Origin of the sequence: Acinetobacter kanungonis (assembly GCF_009939195.1) — a bacterium.
GTDB classification, from domain to species: domain Bacteria; phylum Pseudomonadota; class Gammaproteobacteria; order Pseudomonadales; family Moraxellaceae; genus Acinetobacter; species Acinetobacter kanungonis.
The window spans coordinates 1-21,911 of the sequence record NZ_JAACKC010000010.1 but is presented as its reverse complement, the minus strand read 5'-3'; the positions used below and the strand labels follow the sequence as shown (position 1 = coordinate 21,911).

Sequence of the window (21,911 nt, the reverse complement as noted above, 5' to 3'; positions counted from 1 at the left end):
TTTACACCCCCATTTCTCGCCCATTTGATTTTAGTCTTTATTCATAATAAAGAAGTATTCACGGTAGTATTTCAGTTCCGCAATCGAATCACGAATGTCATCCATCGCCAAATGTGAGGCATTTTTCTTCAGACCACTCATGATTTCTGGGCGCCAGCGTTTTGCCAACTCTTTTACTGAAGATACATCCAAGTTACGGTAATGGAAATATTGCTCGAGTTCAGGCATTAAACGATGCAAGAAACGGCGGTCCTGACAAATCGAGTTGCCACACATCGGGGAACTCTTTGGATTGACCCACTTTTTCAGGAATTCAATGGTTTGCTGTTCCGTATCTTTGGCTGTCAATTTACTGCGGCGCACACGTTCAATCAGACCCGACTGACCATGTTGACGCGTGTTCCATTCATCCATCGCATTCAGGATTAAATCAGACTGATGCACAGCCAGCACAGGACCTTCCGCCAAAATATTTAAATGGTCATCTGTCACAATCGTTGCAACTTCAATAATTTGGTCGTTGTCGGTATCTAGACCTGTCATTTCAAGGTCAATCCAGATGAGGCGAGTATCAGGCGTGCTGCTCATAAATGTGCAATCTTATTGGCTATAAAAACATTTATAGTAGCAAATTAATGTCCTCAATGCTGTAACTCATCCCCCGCTTCATGCTATTTTTGCCATCTTCAATTCATGGTTTTTTAGGATATGAATGGCTTTAATTCGTAAACGTCGCTTAACTGAACAACAGCAGCGTCGTATTCAGAAACAGCAGAAAACACGTCAAGAAGAAATTGACACCTCAAATGATCTAGAAGGGTTGGTGGTTCAACACTACGGACGTCAACTTGAGGTGCAAGCCTTGTCGGTGCCAGACACGCATCCTGAAAAACCGAATGTGCAAGATGGTGAGCCTGAACCATTTTGGAAACCGATTGAATTGGGCAGTATTTGGCGCTGCCATACCCGTACCAATCTAGAATTACTGGTCACGGGCGATCGAGTGAAATGGCAAGCCGATCCGAATACAGGTCTCGGCATTATTACCGCCATTCATCCGCGTCGCTCCTTGCTGACCCGTCCTGACCGTTACCACAAAGTCAAACCTGTGGCAGCCAATATCAGCCTGATTGTAATTGTATTTGCACCCTTACCCGAACCTGCTCCGACCTTGATTGACCGCTATTTGGTGGCGTGTGCCGAGGCTGACATTCCTGCGTTATTGGTACTAAACAAGACCGATTTACTCAAAGAAAATGACCCGATTCTGGATATGCTGAAAGAATATCAAGATTTGGGTTATGAAGTGATGCAGTGCCAGTCTCTGGGTGATGGCGATGTGAGTGCAATCGCCCAACGTCTCGAAGGTGAAACCGTGGCTTTTGTGGGTCAGTCTGGGGTGGGTAAAAGCTCGCTGATCAATACCATTGTTCCTGATGCAGCACAGAAGACCAACATCATTTCTGAAAACTCGGCATTGGGACAACATACCACGACGTCCACCCGTCTGATTCCCTTTGGTCAGGGTGCATCACTGATTGACTCACCAGGGATTCGTGAATTTGGTTTGTGGCATCTGACCACTGAAAAAGTGCAACAGGGTTTTCCAGAAATTCAAAATCACTTGGGCTACTGCCAGTTCCGTAACTGTACCCATAAGCATGAAAAACAGTGCGCACTGCGTTTGGCTGCCCGTGATGGTGAAATTTTGCCTCGTCGTTTAGACAGTTTTTTACGTTTAATGGATGAAATTGCTGAAGCACAGCAAAAAAATTAGACTTTCTGTCTGTCCTCCCCTTGAAGCGGTGATTTTGATCACCATATTTATGAGCTATACTCTAGGCAATTTTGAATTGTAATTAGGTGATTTGTGGAACGTTGGTTGGAATTTATGGGGAATCACCCCTTTTTATTTGGAACACTTGGGGCATTAGTGGTGTTGTTCTTCGTTCTTGAAGGACAGCGCAATGGTCGCAAAATCTCTCCACAATCTTTGGGTATTTTAGTGAAAGCAAAAAATGCCATGTTGATTGATTTACGTGATGCAAAAGACTTCCGTGAAGGTCATATCAGTGGCAGCCGTAACATTCCCTACAGCCAAATTGCAAGCCATGTCGAAGAGTTAAAAGCTGCGGATCGTCCATTGGTGTTTATTTGCAACCTTGGTCAAGTCGCAGGTTCAGCTTTGCAACAAGTCAGTCATGCAGATAGCTACCGTTTAGACGGCGGGATCAGCAACTGGAAAGCGCAAGGCTTACCTTTGGTAAAAGCCAAATAATTGCTTAAGGAGACTCTAATGACTGAAGTAACGATCTATTCTACAACTGTATGTCCTTACTGCGTTCGCGCAAAACAGCTTCTTGAGCGTAAAGGCGTTGAATACAAAGAAATTAATTTATCCAACGAAGCGCCCGAAGTTCGTGTAGAACTCATGCAACGTACCAACCACCGTACTGTTCCACAAATTTTTATTGGTGAACAATTTATTGGTGGGTTTGACCAGCTTTATGCTTTAGAGCGTGAGGGTAAACTCGACGGATTATTGGCTTAACCATAAAGCATAGTTCAAATTTATATTAAGGATTTAAGAATGAGCGAAGAACAACAAGTTCAACCACAATTGGCACTCGAACGTATTTATACCAAAGACATTTCTTTTGAAGTTCCTGGCGCGCAAGTGTTCACTAAAGAATGGCAGCCAGAACTCAACATCAACCTTTCTTCTTCTGCGGAAAAAGTTGATCCAACACATTTCGAAGTGTCTTTAAAAGTTGTTGTTCAAGCAAACAATGCTGGCGATACGGCATTTATCGTTGATGTAACGCAAGCCGGTATCTTCTTGGTTGATGGTGTTGAAGAAGAACGTCTTCCTTACATCTTAGGCGCATACTGCCCGAACATTTTGTTCCCATTCTTACGTGAAGCGGTGAACGATATGGTCACTAAAGGCAGCTTCCCACAGTTATTGTTAACGCCAATCAACTTTGATGCTGAGTTCGAAGCGAATATGCAACGTGCTCAAGCTGCAATGGCTGAAGGTCAAGCTTAAATCCTCTTTTATGATGGATTTAAAAAGGCTGAATCATCGATTCAGCCTTTTTTATTGCACTTCATTCATCCTTCTAAAAGTCAAATTTACCCTAACACCCTGTACTTTTTTACTCGGTGGCAAACGATGTAGCCAATAGGTTTGTGTCTGATCTTTCATCACTAATAAACTGCCATGTGCTAGCTGCAACTCCACTTTTTCATGGGTTTGCTTATGCTTAAAAGCAAACTTGCGTTCTGCCCCCAAACTCAAAGAAGCAATGGCTGCATGTTGTTTTAATTCACGTTCAGCATCACTATGCCATGCCATTCCCTCTTCCCCCGAATGATATAGATTCAGTAAACAAGCATTAAAGGTTTCCCCCGTTTTGACTTCGACTAAAGCTTTTAAAGCCAACAGTTCGGGCGTCCACGGCAAAGCCTGTTTGGTGGTTTTCGAGTAGGTATAGGAAAAGGCTTGATCGGCATACCATGCCACTTTGCGCTTGGTCACAATGGTCTTGCCAAAGATCACCGCCAAATCATTTTGCCAAGCAATGCTTTCCAACAGCAGTTGCAAATAATGATCTGCCTCAGCAACCTCCATAATTTGACCGTAATAATGCACACAACCGTCATAAGGCAGTAAATTCTGTGTTGAATCATATTCAACTGGAAATAAAGACATCTTAAGCCTCTTGGTCCTTTGCTTCGCTTTGCGCACTTTCCCAGCCAATCATGGCGGTCTTTCGGGTTGTACCCCAATGATAATTGCCCAGTACGCCTGATGCCTGAATTACCCGATGGCAGGGAATCAAAAATGCCACGGGATTATGGGCGACAGCTGTTCCCACCGCGCGTGCCGCTTTGGGTTGATCAATCTGTGCCGCGACATCCGCATAACTCGTCAGTTGCCCAGCAGGAATTTTAAGCAAACTTTCCCAGACCTTTAATTGAAAAGCTGAACCCTTTAAATGCAATTTCACGTGCTCAATCGAATGGGGCTGTGCAGTCAACAATGCCAAGGCTCGGTGCTGCATGGCATCGTCTTGTTGTAGATATTCTGCATTGGGAAATTTGGAGCGCAACTCTTGTAAAGCAGGTTCATCTTGCTCAATAAAAGACAAAGCACATACGCCTTTTTCTGTAGAAGCCACCAACACCCGACCAAATAAGGTTTCCGCAAATTGATAATGAATTTTTAGTCCTGCACCCCCTTGCTTATACTCTGCGGGCGTCATGCCTTCAATCTGAATAAACAAGTCATGTAACCGACTGCTGCTCGACAACCCTGTTTGCAAAGTCGTCTCTAATAAAGAGGCCGATTGCTTCGATCTTAAAATCGATTTGGCATGTTCCAAACTGATATATTGCAGAAATTTCTTCGGACTGGTACCTGCCCACTCACTAAACAGGCGCTGAAAATGAGCAGGACTTAAATGAATTTGCGCAGCGACTTCATCCAAAGTCGGCTGATACTGAAAATGCTGCTGGATATACTCAATGGCTTGAGCAATCCGTTGATAATGTTGCTGCGAAGACATGCCCATAGATCCTTCAAGATTTCTGTTATTAATGTAGCAACTCTACACAAAGCTGGAAATCTGAATCATGCTCAATTACAACCAAGATCTTATCCATCAGCCATAAAAAAACTGTACCTTTTCAGGGTACAGTTTTGGATACTACAACGTGCTTCACAACCATCAATTAGTGTGCGTAGTATTTGTGTCCTTGGTCGCGTAATTCGCCAATTTTCTTCCCTTGTTTTTTCGCTTCGTCTAACTTACCTGCTTGTGCCAGCGTTTTGGTTTTATCAATTTCGACAATAATCTGGTCGAATAAAGCCGTCGAACTTGGCACTTTCTCAGCCGTATGTGCCTTCAATTTATATTGCTTGGCATGCACCGCTGCACCACGCATATTGTTCAAGGCACTGGTTGCTGCTTGTGGAGTTGAAGCTTGATTAAAGGCTTTATAATTTTTCCCAAGGGTTTTCATATCATCTTCTAAACCTGCCGCCATAACGCTATGGCTAAGGACCAAAGATGACAACATTACAACGGTGGCTAAAGTTTTTTTAATCATGAGATGTCCTATCAAAAACTGTGGCTATGATTTATTTATCAGGGAAAATATACGGAATGTTTATGCAAACACTCAGCTTTATTCTTCAAATGTAGCATACATAAAAAATGCAACGAATTCGTTGCATTTTCATAAAAATTTCACAGCGTTATTTGGCTTCAGGATGCTGCAAAGCATCGTGCATGGCTTCTACCAATTGTTGTGCAATTTCTTGTTTTGAGGCTTTTTCTAAATCACGTTTGTCCATGTGATATTGATTGGCAAAAAACACGGTCATGGCATTTTCATCGGAAGCAAAACCAATATCAGCACGGGATACATCATTGCAGGCAATCATATCCAGCTTTTTAGCCACCAACTTGCCTGCTGCATATTCTTCCACGTTACGCGTTTCTGCGGCAAAACCCACCATAAATGGACGTTTTTGCTGTTGGGCAATGGTCGCAACAATATCGGGGTTTTTCACCAAAGCGACATTCAGCTCATCACCTGATTTTTTAATTTTATGTTCTGCGACTTCTGCCACGCGATAATCCGCTACAGCCGCGGTCGCAATGAAAATATCACAGCCTTCTTCCAGCATTTGCATACTGGTATTCAACATTTGAATCGCTGATGACACATTAATACGGCGTACACCATTCGGCGTATCCAAACTGACAGGACCTGCAATTAAAGTCACTTTTGCCCCTGCCGCATAACAAGCCGCTGCTAGAGCAAAGCCCATTTTGCCTGTGCTGTGATTGGAAATATAACGCACAGGGTCAATCGCTTCTCGGGTTGGACCTGCGGTAATCACCACATGCTTGCTCGCCAACAGACCGAATTTCTCGGCAATGGCACGCTGTGCTTTATGGAAATATTCAGTGACCTGATAGGCCAAATCTTCAGGCTCAGGCATACGCCCTAAACCGACATCACCACAAGCTTGAGAACCAGCTTCAGGCATAATCACATGCACGCCATCTTCAATTAAAGTATTGAGATTACGTTGCGTGGCTTTGGCGGCCCACATTTGCTGATTCATTGCAGGTGCAACCCAAACCGGTGCTTTGGTCGCCAAATATAAGGTACTAAGCAAATCATCCGCCAAACCTGCGGCAAACTTGGCTAAGGTATCGCAGCTGGCTGGAGCAACCAATAACAAGTCTGCCCAACGTGCCAGTTCGATATGCCCCATACCTGCTTCAGCTTCAGGATCGAGTAATTCGGTATGCACTGGATTGCCTGACAAGGCTTGAAAAGTCAGCGGAGTAATAAATGCCTGCGCCCCGTGGGTCATGACCACCCGCACATTAAATCCCTGATCTTTGAGTCGACGAACCAAGATGGCACTTTTATAGGCTGCAATTCCGCCAGTAACAGCCAAAATGATGTTTTTATTTGGAATTACACTTAAGTCAAAGCTCACAAACAGTATACCTTTCTGTTGCAGTGGCGCTCACAATAGCATTAAATAACCGCATCCCCAAGACATTGACTGGGGCGTAACTTGATAATAAACACTAAAAAGTTAAACAAAAATGAATCTATCGATCAAACATTGGCCTGAACAAGAGCGTCCACGCGAACGCTTATTGCAACAAGGGGCAAATAGCCTGTCCGATGCCGAACTCTTGGCAATTTTCCTGCGTTCTGGCTCTAAACAACATTCAGCCGTTGAATTAGCCAGACTGCTAATTGGTCATTTTGGCGGACTCGCTCCGATTCTCAATGCGCAGCTAGAACAACTCAGTCAGTTTCATGGTATTGGCGCGACCAAATACTCCCAACTAATGGCGGTGAAAGAACTGGGACGGCGCTATGTCGCGCAACAACTGCAACAGCACAGCCTCGAAATTCAAAATTCCAGCCAACTGTTAGATTATCTGCGTTTTGAATTATTGGGTGAAACACAGGAAGTGTTTGCGGTGTTATGTCTCGACAGCCAGTTGCGTAAACTCAACTTTAAAAAGCTGTTCTTTGGCTCACTGAATAGCTGTACTGTATCCCTGAATCAATTGCTCCGCCATGCTTTGCAACAACAGGCCAGTTCCATTGTAATTGCGCATAATCATCCCTTGGGACATGCCCTGCCTTCGGCTGCCGATATTGCCCTGACCCAGCAAATTGCACAGGCCTGTCAACTGCTTGAAATACAATTATTGGATCATTGCGTGATTGCTGCGACAGGCAGTTTTTCTTTTGCTGAACAGGGCTTAATCAAGTCCACTTAAAGCCTTTCAGCAAATATTGACAAATGCTCAGTGACAGATGAAGATCAAGCAAAAATAAATGATGAATATCCCCACATGATTGTGCGAGAACAACCCGACGTCTTTAAAATATTATTTTCATGGCGCGGTACCATCCTCCCGAAAGTCCTGCCTCCTTTAGGCGTGGTCATGCTGATTTCCACTATTGTCGGTGGTCTGTCCCATATGGGGTATTTTCATTTCCCAGAACTGCCTTTGGTCGGCTTTACCCTGATTGGCGTGGTGCTGTCTATTTTCCTCGGTTTTAAAAATACCGCCTGTTATGACCGCTGGTGGGAAGCACGCAAACTGTGGGGCATGCTCATTGCAAATGCCCGACATTTTGACCGTAACTGTCGTATTCTCAGTCAGGCTAGGCGTGAAAGGATTATTCAGCATGTAATTGTGTTTGCCAATGTGTTGCGTGATCGGCTACGCCATCAAACTGAGAATCCAACCGAATTGACTGAAACCACAGGCTTAAGCCAACAAGCACTCACTCAACTTTATCAACAAGTGAACGCCCCGCAATACACCCTGAGTCTGATTCAGTGGGAGCTAATGCAAGCCCTAAAAGAAGGTGAAATTTCCGACATTATTTATGCGCAAATGAATGAACATGTGGCGGAAATGAGTTTGGTGCAAACAGGCTGTGACCGTATTGCGACGACGCCTTTACCCTTTGCTTATTCGGTACTCCTGAATCGTACCGTATATTTCTTTTGTTTCATGTTGCCCTTTAGTCTGGGTGCAACCTTAGGCTTGGCGACGCCTTTATTGGTGGGCATTTTAGCCTATACCTTTTTAGGTTTAGATGCCTTAAGTTCAGAAATTGAAGAACCCTTTGGTACACAAAGCAATGACTTACCTTTAGATGCGATGGTGCGTACCATTGAAATCGAATTATTAGGCACTTTGGGTAAACCAACCCCTCCACCGATTCAAGCGCAGGATAACAATCTGCTTTAAAATATATTGCCTATTTGTTGATATCCTGTTTAAAGGCAATAAGCTTCCATTCGTCCTATTAAAAATGAAAAATATGAAGAACCAAAATGAAAATCATTCTACACCTAGTGCTGCTCCAAATACATTGATTGACAATGCATTTGCTCAAGTAATACCAGATCTTCTACGGATTGAAGAAGAACTATTGGAAGCAAAAGCGTCTCTAGAGCAGTATAACTCCAAATACTCTCTTGCACTCCCTTTCGTGATGTTTACACCGATTGTCGTTTCGCTATGTGGGATCGCTTTATTTTATGTCTTTTGGCTTTTATTTATCCCATTCTTGTTCGGGCAAAACTATACTGGTCTGGCTGTTGCACTCTTTGCTTTAGTTTTCTTTTCCTTCGCAATTGTAATGGGCATATATTGTTTTAAGATTTATTTGAAGACTTGCAAAGTCGAAAAACTTGAAAGTAAAAAGCTCAACACAAGAATTGCTGAATTAAACAAAAAGAAACAACGTGTAATTAACGGCTTACTTTAAAGCTACTAACCATCCCAATTGATATCTAATATTATGGAAAGGTTCATATGGAGCGCTCCAAAAGAAATGAATATGAGACGGCTCGCTTAAACAAAGCTTTCCCAAATCCCGACTTGCCCCGCTTTGACGACTGGAATATGTCCCAATTTAATCCACGGCATATTTTCACCATGAAAGTCGCTGCCCACCGAAACCTTTAAGCCATATTCTGCAATCATACGATCCACCATCTGCCGTGTTGCAGGCGGATCAATCTGTGGCGGTAATTCCACGGCATCTCCACCTGATTGTGCAAATAACTCAATTAGGTAACGTACATTGGTGGCAGATAAATCATAGCGGGTCGGATGCGCCAAAACAGCAAAGCCACGGCTGGCATGTATGGCCTGAATGGTTTCTTCTAGTCCCAAACCATCAAACTTGACATAGGCCTTTTTGCCTTCCTTGATATATTTATCAAAGGCTTGCTGCACACGGCTTACGATGCCTTTTTCTACCAAAGTTTTGGCGATATGGGTCCGTGTAATTCTGTCCGCCTCACCATCAACTTTCGCCAACACATCGGTATAAATATCCTGACCAATCAGCGGTGTGAGTAAACTACAAATCTGCGCTGCACGTTCGGCACGGATCTGCTTTTGTTGTTCCAACACCGCCAATAAGGGTTCAGGCTGCTGCATATTCAATGCCACAATATGCACGCTATAACTTTTTTTGGTGGCGGGACGTGACCATTGGCTGGAAATCTCGACCCCTAAAATTAACTGCATGTCATAGCCATGTGCAATCTGTGCAGCCATAGCCAAACCGTCCATAGTATCGTGGTCGGTCAAGGCCAACGTATGGATGCCTTTTTCATGCGCGGCATGCACCAGTTGTTCTGGTGACAAAGTTCCATCAGAAATATTACTATGTGTATGTAAATCTACGCCAAGCATCACTTATACTAAGCCACTTTATTAAACAGATTCAGATACTCTAACATGAAAGCACTTTTAGACTTTGTGCCACTCATTATTTTCTTTTATTTATATAAGACGGTAGATCCGAAAGACACTCAGCACCCTCTTCTGCAATTGATTGGTTCCGCTGGTGGCGTAGACAATAATAATATCTTGGTGGCAACAACAGGTTTAATCCTTTCCATGTTGGTGGTGTATGGCGCCCTGTTCATCATGCAGAAATTCCGTTTGGATAAACAGCAGTGGATTGTACTGTTTATGACGGTTATTTTTGGTGGCATTACCCTGATGCTCAGTGATGATTTCTATATTCGCCTCAAAGCGGCCATTTTGAATATGGTTTTTGCAGGTGCTTTCCTGTTATCGCCTTATTTTAGTAAGGATCGTACCCCTCTAATTAAACGATTATTTGCTCCCATTTTTAATTTGGGTGAGCAAGGCTGGAAAAGACTGAATTATGCTTGGGCAGCCATGTTTGCAGTGATGTCTGGCTTGCATGTATTTTTCGCTTTCTTATTTATGAACGGAAAATATTGGGGTGAATTTACCGCTTTTGGTGACATGCTGGTGATGTTTTCCTTTATCATTATCCAGTTTATTGTATTGCGTAAATACTTTAAGTCCTCTGAAGATTAATATTCGTTTAGCGCGCTGAGAATCATCATGCCATTATTTGTTGTGACCTGTACCGATCAAGACGGTACTGTAGAAAAACGCCTTGCGGTACGCCCTCAACATCTTGCACGTTTAGAACAATTAGATGCTGAAGGTCGCTTAATCGTCGCAGGTGCTATGCCAAAAGATCCAAGTAATCCACAGGCAGGTTTTTACGGGAGTACAATTATTGTAGATTTCGATAGCCGTGAAGCACTCGATGCTTGGCTGCAAGATGAACCATTCTTGAAAGAAGGTGTCTATGCAAAAATCGAGGTTAAACCGTTTAACAAAGCGTTTCCTAAAGGATAAAATTCATGCGCGCTGTTGTTCCTAGTTTACTGGGTCTTTCTCTTTTATGTTCTACGGCTTGGGCAGTAGAACCTGCAACAACTCCAGCTCCTGCTGTAGCGCCTGCTGCACCTGTTGCACCAGCACCAACAGCGCCACACACACTTCCTGCAGATAAACCGCGTGTCATTCCCGCAGTTGCGACAGTGAATCCAAACGGTCAGCCGCAAGAGGCACAACCCCTCACTGCGGAACAACTTGCCAAGAATAAAGCCTTACAAGATTTAAAAATTAAAGCCTTGGTCAAAGACCAATCCATGCGCTTGCAACAGTTGGAAAAAGCCAACTTAGAAGCATTGGCACAAAATCAGGAATTACAGTTAAAGAACGACAATTTGGGTGTACAGGTTCAAGTCCTGCAAAGTGAACGCAGCGCGCAAATGTTTATTTACGGCGCTGTGACGCTTGCAGTAGGTGTGCTACTAGGCTTCCTGATTGCCAGTTATGCACAAACCAAACGTCGTCGCCAATGGTAATTTTCCGCGCTTTCATTTAAAGGTTAAAACTTTTGTCTCACGTAATACAGACCGCCGAACTCGATTGGCATCAGGTTGATGGCATCGAGGTGCCTGTTTCTAAACAATTTGGCGATGTCTATTTTTCCAAAGACAATGGTTTACTCGAAACCCGCCATGTGTTCCTGCATGGCAATGATCTCGCCACACGTTTAGCCCATTTAACGGACTACCAATATTTTTCAGTCGGTGAAACAGGTTTTGGTACAGGCTTAAACATTTTGGCGTTGTGGCAAATGTGGCAACACTGTCGTCCCGACAACCATAGTCACCTGCATGCCATGAGTGTGGAAAAGTTTCCGCTTTCCAAAGCCGATCTGATTCGTGCGCTGAATGCGTGGCCTGAACTCAAGCCTTTAGCCGATCAATTAATTCAACAATATCCTTTACCTCTTGCAGGCTGCCATCGCCTGAGCTTTCCTGAAGAACGCTTTAGCCTAGATCTTTGGCTCGGTGATGCACATGATGTTTTCCCAAACATGGAAAAAATCCATCCTGTAGATGCTTGGTTCCTCGATGGTTTTGCACCATCTTGTAATCCAGACATGTGGCAAGAGCAGGTGTTGAATCATATTGTACGCCTCTCAGACTACGGCACCACGTTTGCCTCATTCAGTGTAGCTGGCGTATTAAAACGCGGGCTAAAGCAACATGGTATTCAGATCACTCGTCCACGTGGTTTTGGGCATAAACGGGAAATGCTTAAAGCTTGTTGGTTAAAACCAACGCTTGATGCTAAAAGCGACACTGAACCGCATCAAATGACGACTGAGGCCTCCAAGCCAATCAGCACCAAGCAACGTCAAATTGCCATTATTGGCGCAGGAATCGCAGGTTTAAGCTGTGCCTGGGCATTTGCACAGCGTGGGCATGCAGTGACGCTCTATGACCAAACTGCGCCACTCGCAGGCGGGTCAGGAAATCCTTTGGCTTTGCTTAACCCTAAACTATGTCCGATTGAACAAAGCCATGAACATTTAATGACTTTGGCGTGGCAGCATGCGCTTCGCCATTATGCCCCCTTTCAAGCCTTTCGCCCGATTCAAGTCAATCAAATGGCGCTCAAAAATGCAGAGGATTTACTGGGTTTAGCCAATGAATATCCTCAGCAAGTGCTGAATACCAGCTCGGCTCAGGACTGTGGCATGGCCACCGAATTCCCGAGCTTAAAACTGTTACAAGCAGGAGTGGTCTCCCCGCATGCTTTACGAGATCAAATGCTGCAGCACCCTTTGATTCAGTTTCAGCAAGCGACGATCAAGAATTTTGTATCGGATGATACGCTACAAGTCTTTGATTCACAGGATCAGCATTTAGGTGATTTTGATCATGTGATTGTCTGCTGTGCACGTCAAAGCCAAGCTTTTTTTGAGCACTATCCCGTATTAAAACCTATTCGTGGTCAAGTCAGTTGGTTGGAAAATTCAGAACATGCTTTAGCGAGCGATCAAGCTTATAGTTATGGCGGTTATTGTATGCAGCTGAATCCTGAACAATTGATTTTGGGTGCATCCTTTTATCCGAATCGGGAGGATAGTGAGGTTCTTGCCGAAGACCATGTGCATAACTTCAATCTTATCCACAGTGTCTTCCCAAGTTATGCACAATCCCTGCCTACAACCTCGACTTGGCAAGGTCGTGCCTCCGTGCGTGCACAAACCCAAGACTACTTCCCTGTCTTAGGTCGCTTGGATGATGCTACTGAAATTTATAGTTTGGCTGGCTTAGGTTCTAAGGGCTTTTTGTTTGCACCCCTGTGTAGTGAAATTTTGGCTGCCAAGATTCTTTCAGAAGCCTGCCCTGTTCCGAGTTCACTTTTGAAAAAACTGGATATTCAGCGTTTTGTCAAAAAAACCAAACCGAAGAAACCGTATTTTAATGCTCAGCCGAATGCGCAGACCGAAAATTAACTTTCTTTTTATTGCGGTATTTATTGTTCTCTTCTTCATTTACGAAAAAAGCGCCAAAAGGCGCTTTTTTTGATCAGGTCCCTTGTTCTAAAGGTAAACCTGCATCACGTGCAGCTCGTGTACCGCCCATCAGGACCACATACTCACGTGAATTATCTAAACCATCAAGAAGTTCAGCAGCACGGGGAGCCTTACTTCCACCACCACACAAAATGTAAATGGTCTGATCCGCAGACACCTGAGTTAAGCAGTCTGCTGACAAGCCCGTGATTGGCTGATTGACCGCACCCTTTACATGGGCTTCAGCATAAGCACTTGCGTCACGGACATCCCAGATGATGGCATCGTCTGGGAACTCAAATGTTGTAATTTCTTGTTTACGGATCATTGCGCACTCCTTTGATGTAAACAACACTTGGCAAATGAAGAAAACATCCCTAGCATCTCAGATATTCTTTCCATTTGTAAAGGTCTATTCTATGCCATCGTTCGATATTGTTTCAGAATTAGAGATTTTTGAAGTAAATCATGCAGTTCAGAACACTCAAAAAGAAATTGCAACGCGTTTTGACTTCCGCGGGCAAGATGTTTCAATTGAACTCAATGAAAAATCAAAAGAAATTAAAATTAGCACAGAAAGTGATTTCCAATGTGAGCAAGTCTATAACATGCTGGAAAACCATTTCTATAAGCGTAAAGTCGATGTACAAGCTTTAGACCCGCAAAAAGCGACGGCTTCGGGTAAAAACGTGGTTCAGGTGATTAAACTGAAAGATGGTCTTGACTCAGATACTGCGAAAAAAATTAATAAAGCCATTAAAGAAAGCGGTATTAAAGTGCAATCATCTATCCAAGGTGACAAAATTCGTGTGACCGATAAAAAACGCGATACTTTACAGCAAGTAATGGCTTTTTTGAAAGAACAACAATTTGGACTTCCATTGCAATTTAATAACTTTAAAGACTAATGTGAAGTCATTCAGCATCTAGAGGCATGATATGACACAAGGCAATCGTTTATCCAAACTGGTTAAAGCCACTTCAAAGTTTCCACAAGGAATTCGGAGTACACTTTGGAGCAAAGCTTTTGGTCGTATTGTGCCGATGGTCGGCACAGCCAATATTCGTTACCTCGCAGTTGATCAACATCATGTGGTGGTGCGTATTGAAAATCAACGCAACATGCAAAACCATATTAAAGGCGTGCATGCAGCGGCAATGGCGTTATTGGCTGAAACTGCAACTGGATTTTTAACGGGTTTACATGTTCCAGATAATCGTATTTTGCTGATTAAAACCTTACATGTCGATTATTTAAAAGTTGCACAAGGTGGACTCACCGCGACAGCCAGTTTAAGTCCAGAACAGCAAAAGTTAATTGCCGAGCAGGAAAAAGGTGAATTGCTGATTCCTGTGACCGTGATTGATGATGCAGGCAATGAACCGATTCAATGCCAAATGCTGTGGGCGTGGTTACCGAAGCGTAAGTCGGCTTAAAATAGATAGAGGCATAAAAAAACCAGCGGATTGCTGGTTTTTTTATTGAAGCTTAAGCAGATTGAGTGCTCATAAACTTCTGCTTCACTTCTTCAGGAATTTGACGTTTATTGCCTTTTACATCGACGGCAACAAAGGTGAACACCCCTTCAGTAACGCGTTTCGCTTCACGCGAACTGTCATGGCTATCCCAAACTTCAATTTGCATCTGAATTGAAGTATTGCCCACTTTTAAAATTTTGGTATAACAACTAATCACATCCCCAACTTTTACTGGCACCAGAAAAGTCATTTGATTAATCGAAATTGTTGCACAACGCCCTTTACTAAAGCGTTCTGCATGGATTGCTCCAGCCAAGTCCATTTGTGACACAATCCAGCCACCAAATACATCGCCACTCCAGTTGGTATCCGCTGGCATCGCGATGGTTTGAAGAGATAAAGTCCCTTCTGGTTTCACATGAATATCTGACACGATTTCTCCAAGCCTATTGTGCTTTGACTAGGCATTAGACATTTGAATGTTGATCCAGCCACTGTTGCAGTTCACTCGATCTAAGCGCACCGCTTATTCTAGCAATTTCAGTGGTTTTATTCATCAACACAAGGGTTGGAATACTCCGCACATGAAAAGCGCTGCTTAAACGAGGAGACTCTTCAGTATTAATTTTGGCAAAAATCACACGAGGGTTCTGTTTTGCCACGGCTGCGAAATGAGGAGCCATCATTTTACACGGTCCGCACCATTCTGCCCATAAATCAATCAAAATGGGTAAATCACTGTGCGTGATGAACTGGCTAAAATTCTGCTCATTTAAATCAATCGGGGCTAAAGGAATTAAAGCTTGATGGCATTGGCCGCAACTGGGTTGTGCCTCAATTTTTTCTTCAGGCACGCGATTCTTCGCCAAACAAGATGGGCATACAATAATCATGAGCTGACTCCAATATGTTGATGTAAGAATTCTAATTGGGTCGAAATGGCTTTTTCAAACCATGGATGATGATAAATATCGAAATGTTTCATCTCCCATTCATAATATTGCACATAAGGTGCAATATTCGTCGCTGCCTCTCGACTCGACGCAATCGGCATTAAACTATCTTCTTTAGCCGCAATAAACAGCACAGGAATATTAATTTTTCGCACCTCCTGAATGGGGCGATAACGAATCAGATTAAAGAAAACCCGTGCTGGAATTTCACCACTCCAAAAATAGTCAGGGTGTACGATCGATGAATATCCCGTATAACTGTCTGCGGTCGGCATAAAACTTAATTCGGTTAAACTCACTACAGGCAATGTTTTCGCAGCCATCCCCACTTTGCCACCCATATAATCTTGGCTAGAAATTTTTAAGGCTTTCGGCAGTTGTGGAATCGGATAGAGTTTTGCCAATTCACTGCCATCCACCATCGGGACTTGCACCATCACCGCCTGAATATTTTTCAATTCACTGGCTAGAGTTAAGACATAGCCACCACTCAGTGCTGTTCCCCACAAAACAATCCGACGTGAATCAATCGATTTTCGCTCGAGAAGATGTGCAATCATGGTTCGCCAATCTTCTAATTGTGATTTGATAGACACCAGTTCACGTGGTCGACCTGTGCTCCCACCCCAATACCGATAATCAAACAACACCACGGCATAACCCGCTTGGGCAAATTGTTTTGCATATTGCACCAATTTAAACTGACGCAAACCTGCCAAGCCATGTGCCATCAAAATGACCGCGGGTTTTTGCTCTGTTTTCGGTCGATAAAAATCTGCTGCAAGAACATCTTGACCACTTTTGACATATAAAGGCTCGACCGTGTAAGCGTACATACGCGCTCCAGTACGTTATTTTATGGTTGTAATCGTTTATAAAAATTTCAACTGATTCAACAGTGCAATCAGCTTAATGCTATCATAAAGCATATATTGTTTAATTGGATGATGGAGTGACACAATGAGCGAAAATGTAGGCTTCGCAGGTCAAATTGGCCCTGAGCATGTTGAACAAGTTGTCGAAAAAGGATTTAAATCCATTATCAACAATCGCCCTGATATGGAAGGTGGACCTGAGCAACCAACCAGCGCCCAAATTGAAGAAGCCGCTCGCACAGCAGGACTCGATTATGTTTATCAACCTGTCGTTGCTGGTCAAATTACTGAGCTCGATGTACGCACTTTTGCCAATCATTTCAATGAGCTTCCAAAACCTGTTTTAATGTTCTGCCGTACAGGCAATCGTTCTAACAATCTATATCAACTGGCAAAACAAATGGATTTGCTGGATGATTAAGCGGTTCTTTGCTACATGCATTTTGTGTAGCACCTTACTGAATAGCACAGCGCTTTTCGCTCAGAAAGCCCAAACACCACAAGCACTGAGCGAAAACCTTACCGTCTCTGGTCAGTTGGATGATAAAACCTTTCGACTCTTGTTAAAACAAGGGTTTAAGTCGGTGATTGTCAATCGACCCGATCAGGAAATGGGAAACAATATTTCCGTCAGCCAGTTACGGAATATTGCAGAGCAATCCCATGTGAGCGTCATTTACCAACCCATCGATAACGGTAAAATTACACAAACAGATATCATCGAGTTTTCAAAGTACTATAACGAACTTCCTAAACCCATTTTAATGATTTGTAAAAGCGGTCATCGCTCCAGCGAATTATTTAATGAAGCACTTAAGCAAGGTTTGTTACATGAATAAAATGATCGTCGTCGTAATGTGTACGTTACTCTTATCTGCTTGTAGTTCGATGAACGTTCGTCCGACTGTTGGGGTGAGTGTGGGTAGTAGTATATAAGCCAGCCCCTCTTTTTTATTTTTCTTTATTAATATGCTATCTTCTCGATTCAATTCTTTATAAATAATGAAATTTAATTAGAGGGGCATTTTTGATGAATTATTTAAAAGGGGTTCTAGTTCTTTCTTTAACTAGCCTTCTTTGTGCATGTGGTGGTGGTGGAAGTGAAGGTTATTATAACTCTTCCAGTAATAATAGTAGTAATACTGAAACATCTCCAACAGATAATACGACTATCGCAGAGACACTTACCCTACTAAAGCAGGAAGGGAAATACCTATTTGGTGATTATGATCCTAATGATGCAACAACTACAAAAGGATATATTGATCATGCAATGGATACCTTTTCCCAAGGACCATTACAATTAGCAATAGATGCTAAAAAAGCCTTTGATTCAGATAAAAGTAACTTTGTATACCGCGAAAAGTGCATGGATTCGGGGCAATATGCAAATACTGGTTGTTATATTTTATATGGTGACAATGAAATTAAAGCCGTCTTAAATAAAATTGCTGCAAATAAATATCAAAACTGGGATTTTGATGTTAATGATGATGAAATTGCTGGAATGAAGCTATCAGCTGAGCAAATTGATCATTACACTGGAAAAACAATGATTATCATTTTCGATAATCAAAATGCTGATAAGAAATATAATGATATTTGGGTTACTGGCGTTTTTGGTTATCCATATAAACAATCTTGGGGTTTAAGCCAAGAAGACCAAGTTAGAATTGTTTCCATGAATGAAGCTGATACTAACTACCAAGTAACTATTACTTATGCCGACCAAACCAGTGAAACTAAAGGTGCTTTGAGTATTTATAAAGACCCGACCTCAACTGATGGTGATTTATATGTTTTACAAAATAACTCTGGTTTTGATGTTTTAATCAATGACAATCCTAATACACCTGAAGTAGAGCCTGTTTCTTTTACAATTAATTCTGTTCCTGGAGATAGTGACAGTTTGGCAACCTTTAGAAAAAGTGCCTCAGGACTACAAATCTTAAATATCCCAAGTGTAACCGCACTTTCTGGTACTCGTATTGAAAATGAAGCGCCTTCTACAAATGCTCAAAGTTTTACAGGTAGTATATATTTAGAAGGAAATAATATTTTTACTTTCAAAAATGCTTTAAATGGTGAAATACTCAAATTCAAGCATGTATTTAACGAAATTACGTTCGAAGGTCAGTCAATTAATCGTAATGGTGTAATTGAAACAACATTAACACAACCCCAAGGAGTGAAATTTTAACTCCTAAATAAAAGTGTAAACAAATCATTTTATAAGGGTTTGTTTACACTGCTTCTATAAAGGCTAGAAAATGTACGACATAATTATTATTGGTGCAGGCACAGCTGGTCAAGCTGCGTATAAAGAAGCAATTAAACATACTTCAAATATACTGATTATTAACCATGGTCCTTGGGATACTACCTGTGCACGTGTAGGTTGTATGCCTAGCAAAGTACTCATTTCAGCCGCAAACCAATTACATGATGCTCAATCACTAGATAAATTTGGGATTTCAGCCCAATTAGAAATCGACACAAAATTAGTCATGTCTCATGTTCGTCAATTAAGAGACCGTTTTACACAATCAACCTTAAAAGATGTAGCCCACTGGGAAGCAAGCCATAAAATATCGGGGCAAGCTCACTTTATTAATGGCTCCACAATTGAAGTCAATCAGGAACGTTACCAAGCCCGAGGCTTTATTCTTGCCGTGGGGTCAACACCAAGTTTTGATCTTGCGTGGAAAAAGGAATTAGGATCTAAACTCATCACTTCCGATGACATCTTTGAACTTGAACAATTACCTCAATCAATTGCTGTGATTGGAAGTGGTGTGATTGCACTGGAACTTGCTCAAGCCTTGCAGCGACTCGGAGTAAAAACTACGATTTTTGCTCGCAGCCGTAAAGTCGGCACACTGACCAGCCCAGCCTTACAAACGCTGGCACAGGAAATTTTAAGTCGGGAACTTGAATTTAAGTTCGAAGTCTTACCCACACAACTACAAAATACAGATGCTGGGGTAAAAATTAAATTTCGAGAAGATGATCAAGACCAAAGCCTTATAGTCGACTATTTACTGGTGGCAACAGGTCGTCGAACCTTATTAGATAGCTTAAAATTAGAAAATATAGATCGCCAATTCAGTGAACTAAAAAATTTGCCTGTTCATCCTGACACGAAACAACTGGGTAAATATCCAATCTTTATTGTTGGTGATGCGCACACGACTACACCTATTCAGCATGAAGCAGCCCATGAAGGACGCCGAGCCGTTTTAAACTGCTTAAACATACAACAGATACAAAGCATTCGCAATTTAACTCCTATCGGGATTGTATTTTGTGAACCAGAAATGGCGATCGTAGGACAAAACTACAAACAACTTAAAAATCAGGACGTGCCTTTTGTGACAGGCTATGTATCCTATGAACGTCAAGGTCGTGCACAGGTTTTAGCTAAAAATTATGGGGCTCTCGAAGTCTATATCCATACCGAGACGCGTAAGATATTAGGTGCAGAATTACTCATGGCCTCAGCGGAGCATATTGCCCACTTACTCTGCTGGATGATTGCTGAGGACTGTACGCTTGATCAACTTCTTGAAAAACCGTTTTATCATCCAACCTTAGAAGAAGGGTTGAGAACAGCTCTAAAACATGCTCGTCGCCAATTAAATGCTATTCAGTAGCCTCTTCTTGTTTTAACAACATAGCAACACGCTGCGTATGTGTAATCAAATGCACAATCCAGCGTTGAGCTGCCAACAATTCTAAAGTTTGGGAAGCAGTCAACTGATGGTTCACAGAAGCATGTATAATTTTTTGTCGTAAAAAGTCTTGTTGCTCAGCACTGAACTGCTCAAGTTGCACCAACTCTTCAACAAAATCACTTGGAAATTTAGCAAAAGGTTCGGCTTGTAAATAAACAATCTGCCGCTCTAGGTGTTCTGCAAGTACATTCGGTAATTCTTGTAAAATTTGCTGCTTTTTCAGTAAGTCGACTTGTGCCACTTCATTTAAATCATTTCTTAACACGCGAACATATACCAGCAATCTTAACAAAAGAATCAAGCGCTGTTGATCCGCTGAAGATTGTGGAACTTCCATTTGTTCTAAATAGGCTTCTACTTTTTTTAAGGTCGCATCAAGCTCATTGGTATTAATCATCGGTGAGATAATTTCACCACGAATAAATTTAATCAATAATCGATAAATATCAACAATAGATTGCAATAACACACGCTCTGTAGCTGCAATCGCTAACGCTGGTACACTATATAAAGAATCATCTAAGTAGCGTGTTAATGAGACTTCATGTTCTGGAATTAATTTAACCAATATCTGCTCAAATTTGCCAATAAAGGGCATAAAAATTAAAGCCCCCAACACACTAAAGCACGTGTGAAAAGCAGCCACAATTAATACTGGATCAATAGAATGTATATAATTCACATGCTGAAAAGCCCATAAAAAAGCTGGCAATAGCAGTACGAAAGCAAAAATTGCGGTAATTGCATTAAAAATAACGTGTACGGCTGCCGTACGTTTAGCGCTGGCTGTCGCACCAATTGCGGCTAATATGGCTGTTAATACCGTTCCGACATTTTGCCCAATCACAAGTGTTAAGGTCTGTTCTAAATTAATCGCCTGACTGGCTAAGGCTGCTAAAGTCGCGGTAATCGCAGCACTTGAAGATTGCAAGAGGATTGTCATCACCAGACCTATCAGGACCAGCAGTAGACTTCCCCAAAGACTGTCTGCAGACCAACGACTTAAATCTACAGTATCTGCAACAGCCGACATCGCTTGCTGTAATACATCTATACCAAAGAAAAGCAACCCAAATCCAGCGATGGCCATGCCAAATAAGGCCAGCCGATCTTGTGCAAGTAATTTTAGAATTGCCCCTACTGCAATCAAGGGTAAGGCTAGCTTTGCGATTGAGAATTTTAAACCGAGTAATGCCACCATCCAACCTGTGCTGGTCGTTCCAATATTGGCTCCAATAATGACGCCTATCGCATTACTAAAAGTTAGAACACCTGCACTGACAAAGCCAATGGTTGCCAATGTCGTCGCAGTCGATGACTGTACCACCATGGTAAGGGTCATCCCTGAGAACATTGCTTTCAAAGGAGAATCTGTAAAGCGAACCAGCCATTGTCTTAATGCCTCACCTGCGAGTGCTTTTAAACTATCCGTCATGAGATTCATGCCTAACAGAAATAAGCCGATCCCGCCAAGTAATTGTAATAAGGTATTCAGCACGCTAATCCTCAACTTATAATTTTTGTACTTATCAGATTTAGCATAAAACGAGTGAGAAGCGCAGGGATTTTTTGATATG

28 protein-coding genes are annotated in these 21,911 nt (G+C 42.4%); 17 read left to right on the top strand and 11 right to left on the bottom strand.

Going from position 1 to position 21,911, the window contains the following annotated elements; all coding sequences use genetic code 11:
- Nucleotides 1–30 precede the first annotated feature (30 nt).
- The gene (orn, locus tag GWK51_RS15105; protein ID WP_161934333.1) at nucleotides 31–588 is read right to left on the bottom strand and encodes an oligoribonuclease; all 558 of its coding nucleotides are present in this window, start codon (nucleotides 586–588) and stop codon (nucleotides 31–33) included.
- A gap of 124 nt (nucleotides 589–712) precedes the next feature.
- On the opposite strand from orn, the gene rsgA reads away from it, so the two are divergent.
- From rsgA to secB, 4 genes are all read left to right on the top strand, one after another.
- Nucleotides 713–1,777: a small ribosomal subunit biogenesis GTPase RsgA gene (gene rsgA, locus GWK51_RS15100; RefSeq protein WP_161934332.1), complete on the top strand. Its 1,065-nt coding sequence runs from the start codon at nucleotides 713–715 to the stop codon at nucleotides 1,775–1,777.
- Nucleotides 1,778–1,870: 93 nt separating this feature from the next.
- On the top strand, nucleotides 1,871–2,278 hold the full coding sequence (locus GWK51_RS15095) for a rhodanese-like domain-containing protein (RefSeq protein WP_100241990.1): 408 nt from the start codon (nucleotides 1,871–1,873) through the stop codon (nucleotides 2,276–2,278).
- 18 nt (nucleotides 2,279–2,296) lie between these two features.
- Nucleotides 2,297–2,551 carry a glutaredoxin 3 gene (gene grxC / locus GWK51_RS15090; RefSeq protein WP_100241989.1) on the top strand — a complete coding sequence of 85 codons (255 nt, stop codon included), beginning with the start codon at nucleotides 2,297–2,299 and terminating at the stop codon, nucleotides 2,549–2,551.
- 39 nt (nucleotides 2,552–2,590) lie between these two features.
- Nucleotides 2,591–3,049, top strand: coding sequence for a protein-export chaperone SecB (gene secB / locus GWK51_RS15085; protein ID WP_161934331.1), 459 nt, complete (start codon nucleotides 2,591–2,593; stop codon nucleotides 3,047–3,049).
- Nucleotides 3,050–3,100: 51 nt separating this feature from the next.
- Here the strand turns inward: secB and GWK51_RS15080 are convergent, their stop codons facing one another.
- The 4 genes from GWK51_RS15080 to coaBC all read right to left on the bottom strand — a co-directional run bounded on the left by GWK51_RS15080 (nucleotide 3,101) and on the right by coaBC (nucleotide 6,526).
- The gene (locus tag GWK51_RS15080; RefSeq protein WP_161934330.1) at nucleotides 3,101–3,715 is read right to left on the bottom strand and encodes an alpha-ketoglutarate-dependent dioxygenase AlkB family protein; all 615 of its coding nucleotides are present in this window, start codon (nucleotides 3,713–3,715) and stop codon (nucleotides 3,101–3,103) included.
- 1 nt (nucleotide 3,716) lies between these two features.
- On the bottom strand, nucleotides 3,717–4,571 hold the full coding sequence (locus GWK51_RS15075) for a bifunctional transcriptional activator/DNA repair enzyme AdaA (RefSeq protein ID WP_161934329.1): 855 nt from the start codon (nucleotides 4,569–4,571) through the stop codon (nucleotides 3,717–3,719).
- 166 nt (nucleotides 4,572–4,737) lie between these two features.
- Nucleotides 4,738–5,115: a cytochrome b562 gene (locus tag GWK51_RS15070; RefSeq protein WP_142767763.1), complete on the bottom strand. Its 378-nt coding sequence runs from the start codon at nucleotides 5,113–5,115 to the stop codon at nucleotides 4,738–4,740.
- A gap of 148 nt (nucleotides 5,116–5,263) precedes the next feature.
- Nucleotides 5,264–6,526 carry a bifunctional phosphopantothenoylcysteine decarboxylase/phosphopantothenate--cysteine ligase CoaBC gene (gene coaBC / locus GWK51_RS15065; protein ID WP_100241985.1) on the bottom strand — a complete coding sequence of 421 codons (1,263 nt, stop codon included), beginning with the start codon at nucleotides 6,524–6,526 and terminating at the stop codon, nucleotides 5,264–5,266.
- A gap of 112 nt (nucleotides 6,527–6,638) precedes the next feature.
- Between coaBC and radC the strand changes: the two genes are divergently transcribed.
- The 3 genes from radC to GWK51_RS15050 all read left to right on the top strand — a co-directional run bounded on the left by radC (nucleotide 6,639) and on the right by GWK51_RS15050 (nucleotide 8,841).
- On the top strand, nucleotides 6,639–7,331 hold the full coding sequence (radC, locus tag GWK51_RS15060) for a RadC family protein (protein ID WP_161934328.1): 693 nt from the start codon (nucleotides 6,639–6,641) through the stop codon (nucleotides 7,329–7,331).
- A gap of 75 nt (nucleotides 7,332–7,406) precedes the next feature.
- Entirely contained in the window at nucleotides 7,407–8,318 is a 912-nt protein-coding gene (locus GWK51_RS15055; RefSeq protein ID WP_161934425.1) for a bestrophin family protein, read from the top strand.
- 73 nt (nucleotides 8,319–8,391) lie between these two features.
- Nucleotides 8,392–8,841 carry a hypothetical protein gene (locus GWK51_RS15050; RefSeq protein WP_161934327.1) on the top strand — a complete coding sequence of 150 codons (450 nt, stop codon included), beginning with the start codon at nucleotides 8,392–8,394 and terminating at the stop codon, nucleotides 8,839–8,841.
- A gap of 86 nt (nucleotides 8,842–8,927) precedes the next feature.
- On the opposite strand, the gene GWK51_RS15045 is transcribed toward GWK51_RS15050, so the two are convergent.
- A complete protein-coding gene (locus tag GWK51_RS15045; protein WP_161934326.1) occupies nucleotides 8,928–9,779 on the bottom strand; it encodes a PHP domain-containing protein in 852 nt (283 codons plus the stop codon).
- Nucleotides 9,780–9,824: 45 nt separating this feature from the next.
- On the opposite strand from GWK51_RS15045, the gene GWK51_RS15040 reads away from it, so the two are divergent.
- The 4 genes from GWK51_RS15040 to mnmC are packed head-to-tail and all read left to right on the top strand — an operon-like array spanning nucleotide 9,825 to nucleotide 13,233.
- Entirely contained in the window at nucleotides 9,825–10,439 is a 615-nt protein-coding gene (locus tag GWK51_RS15040) for an inner membrane-spanning protein YciB (protein WP_100241982.1), read from the top strand.
- Between the two features lie 27 nt (nucleotides 10,440–10,466).
- A complete protein-coding gene (locus tag GWK51_RS15035) occupies nucleotides 10,467–10,769 on the top strand; it encodes a YciI family protein (protein ID WP_100241981.1) in 303 nt (100 codons plus the stop codon).
- Nucleotides 10,770–10,774: 5 nt separating this feature from the next.
- On the top strand, nucleotides 10,775–11,284 hold the full coding sequence (locus tag GWK51_RS15030) for a hypothetical protein (protein ID WP_161934325.1): 510 nt from the start codon (nucleotides 10,775–10,777) through the stop codon (nucleotides 11,282–11,284).
- 32 nt (nucleotides 11,285–11,316) lie between these two features.
- A complete protein-coding gene (gene mnmC / locus GWK51_RS15025) occupies nucleotides 11,317–13,233 on the top strand; it encodes an FAD-dependent 5-carboxymethylaminomethyl-2-thiouridine(34) oxidoreductase MnmC (RefSeq protein WP_161934324.1) in 1,917 nt (638 codons plus the stop codon).
- Nucleotides 13,234–13,306: 73 nt separating this feature from the next.
- Here mnmC and GWK51_RS15020 read toward each other — a convergent pair whose 3' ends face one another.
- A complete protein-coding gene (locus GWK51_RS15020; RefSeq protein WP_100241978.1) occupies nucleotides 13,307–13,621 on the bottom strand; it encodes a rhodanese-like domain-containing protein in 315 nt (104 codons plus the stop codon).
- A 91-nt stretch (nucleotides 13,622–13,712) separates the two neighbouring features.
- Between GWK51_RS15020 and GWK51_RS15015 the strand changes: the two genes are divergently transcribed.
- Together GWK51_RS15015 and GWK51_RS15010 are read left to right on the top strand one after the other, a co-directional pair.
- Nucleotides 13,713–14,201 (top strand): YajQ family cyclic di-GMP-binding protein, encoded by a 489-nt coding sequence (locus GWK51_RS15015; RefSeq protein ID WP_161934323.1) that lies wholly within the window; start codon nucleotides 13,713–13,715, stop codon nucleotides 14,199–14,201.
- Nucleotides 14,202–14,232: 31 nt separating this feature from the next.
- Nucleotides 14,233–14,730 (top strand): DUF4442 domain-containing protein, encoded by a 498-nt coding sequence (locus GWK51_RS15010; RefSeq protein WP_100241976.1) that lies wholly within the window; start codon nucleotides 14,233–14,235, stop codon nucleotides 14,728–14,730.
- Nucleotides 14,731–14,782: 52 nt separating this feature from the next.
- On the opposite strand, the gene GWK51_RS15005 is transcribed toward GWK51_RS15010, so the two are convergent.
- The 3 genes from GWK51_RS15005 to GWK51_RS14995 all read right to left on the bottom strand — a co-directional run bounded on the left by GWK51_RS15005 (nucleotide 14,783) and on the right by GWK51_RS14995 (nucleotide 16,561).
- The gene (locus GWK51_RS15005; protein ID WP_216071790.1) at nucleotides 14,783–15,151 is read right to left on the bottom strand and encodes an acyl-CoA thioesterase; all 369 of its coding nucleotides are present in this window, start codon (nucleotides 15,149–15,151) and stop codon (nucleotides 14,783–14,785) included.
- Nucleotides 15,152–15,239: 88 nt separating this feature from the next.
- Complete coding sequence (gene trxC / locus GWK51_RS15000; protein WP_161934322.1) at nucleotides 15,240–15,665, bottom strand: thioredoxin TrxC; 426 nt, start codon at nucleotides 15,663–15,665, stop codon at nucleotides 15,240–15,242.
- Nucleotides 15,662–16,561: an alpha/beta hydrolase gene (locus GWK51_RS14995; protein WP_100241973.1), complete on the bottom strand. Its 900-nt coding sequence runs from the start codon at nucleotides 16,559–16,561 to the stop codon at nucleotides 15,662–15,664. The genes trxC and GWK51_RS14995 overlap by 4 nt, the downstream gene beginning before the upstream one ends.
- 124 nt (nucleotides 16,562–16,685) lie before the next feature.
- Here GWK51_RS14995 and GWK51_RS14990 point away from each other — a divergent pair, with 124 nt between their 5' ends.
- From GWK51_RS14990 to GWK51_RS14975, 4 genes are all read left to right on the top strand, one after another.
- Nucleotides 16,686–17,021: a TIGR01244 family sulfur transferase gene (locus tag GWK51_RS14990; RefSeq protein WP_161934321.1), complete on the top strand. Its 336-nt coding sequence runs from the start codon at nucleotides 16,686–16,688 to the stop codon at nucleotides 17,019–17,021.
- Nucleotides 17,014–17,439, top strand: a complete 426-nt coding sequence (locus tag GWK51_RS14985; RefSeq protein WP_161934320.1) for a beta-lactamase hydrolase domain-containing protein — start codon at nucleotides 17,014–17,016, stop codon at nucleotides 17,437–17,439. Before GWK51_RS14990 ends, GWK51_RS14985 begins: the two co-directional genes overlap by 8 nt.
- 191 nt (nucleotides 17,440–17,630) lie before the next feature.
- Nucleotides 17,631–18,800 carry a hypothetical protein gene (locus tag GWK51_RS14980; protein ID WP_161934319.1) on the top strand — a complete coding sequence of 390 codons (1,170 nt, stop codon included), beginning with the start codon at nucleotides 17,631–17,633 and terminating at the stop codon, nucleotides 18,798–18,800.
- 70 nt (nucleotides 18,801–18,870) lie between these two features.
- Nucleotides 18,871–20,253, top strand: a complete 1,383-nt coding sequence (locus GWK51_RS14975) for a dihydrolipoyl dehydrogenase (RefSeq protein ID WP_161934318.1) — start codon at nucleotides 18,871–18,873, stop codon at nucleotides 20,251–20,253.
- Here GWK51_RS14975 and GWK51_RS14970 read toward each other — a convergent pair.
- The gene (locus GWK51_RS14970) at nucleotides 20,243–21,832 is read right to left on the bottom strand and encodes a Na/Pi cotransporter family protein (protein WP_161934317.1); all 1,590 of its coding nucleotides are present in this window, start codon (nucleotides 21,830–21,832) and stop codon (nucleotides 20,243–20,245) included. The two genes, GWK51_RS14975 and GWK51_RS14970, sit on opposite strands and share 11 nt — an antisense overlap.
- Nucleotides 21,833–21,911: the final 79 nt, after the last annotated feature.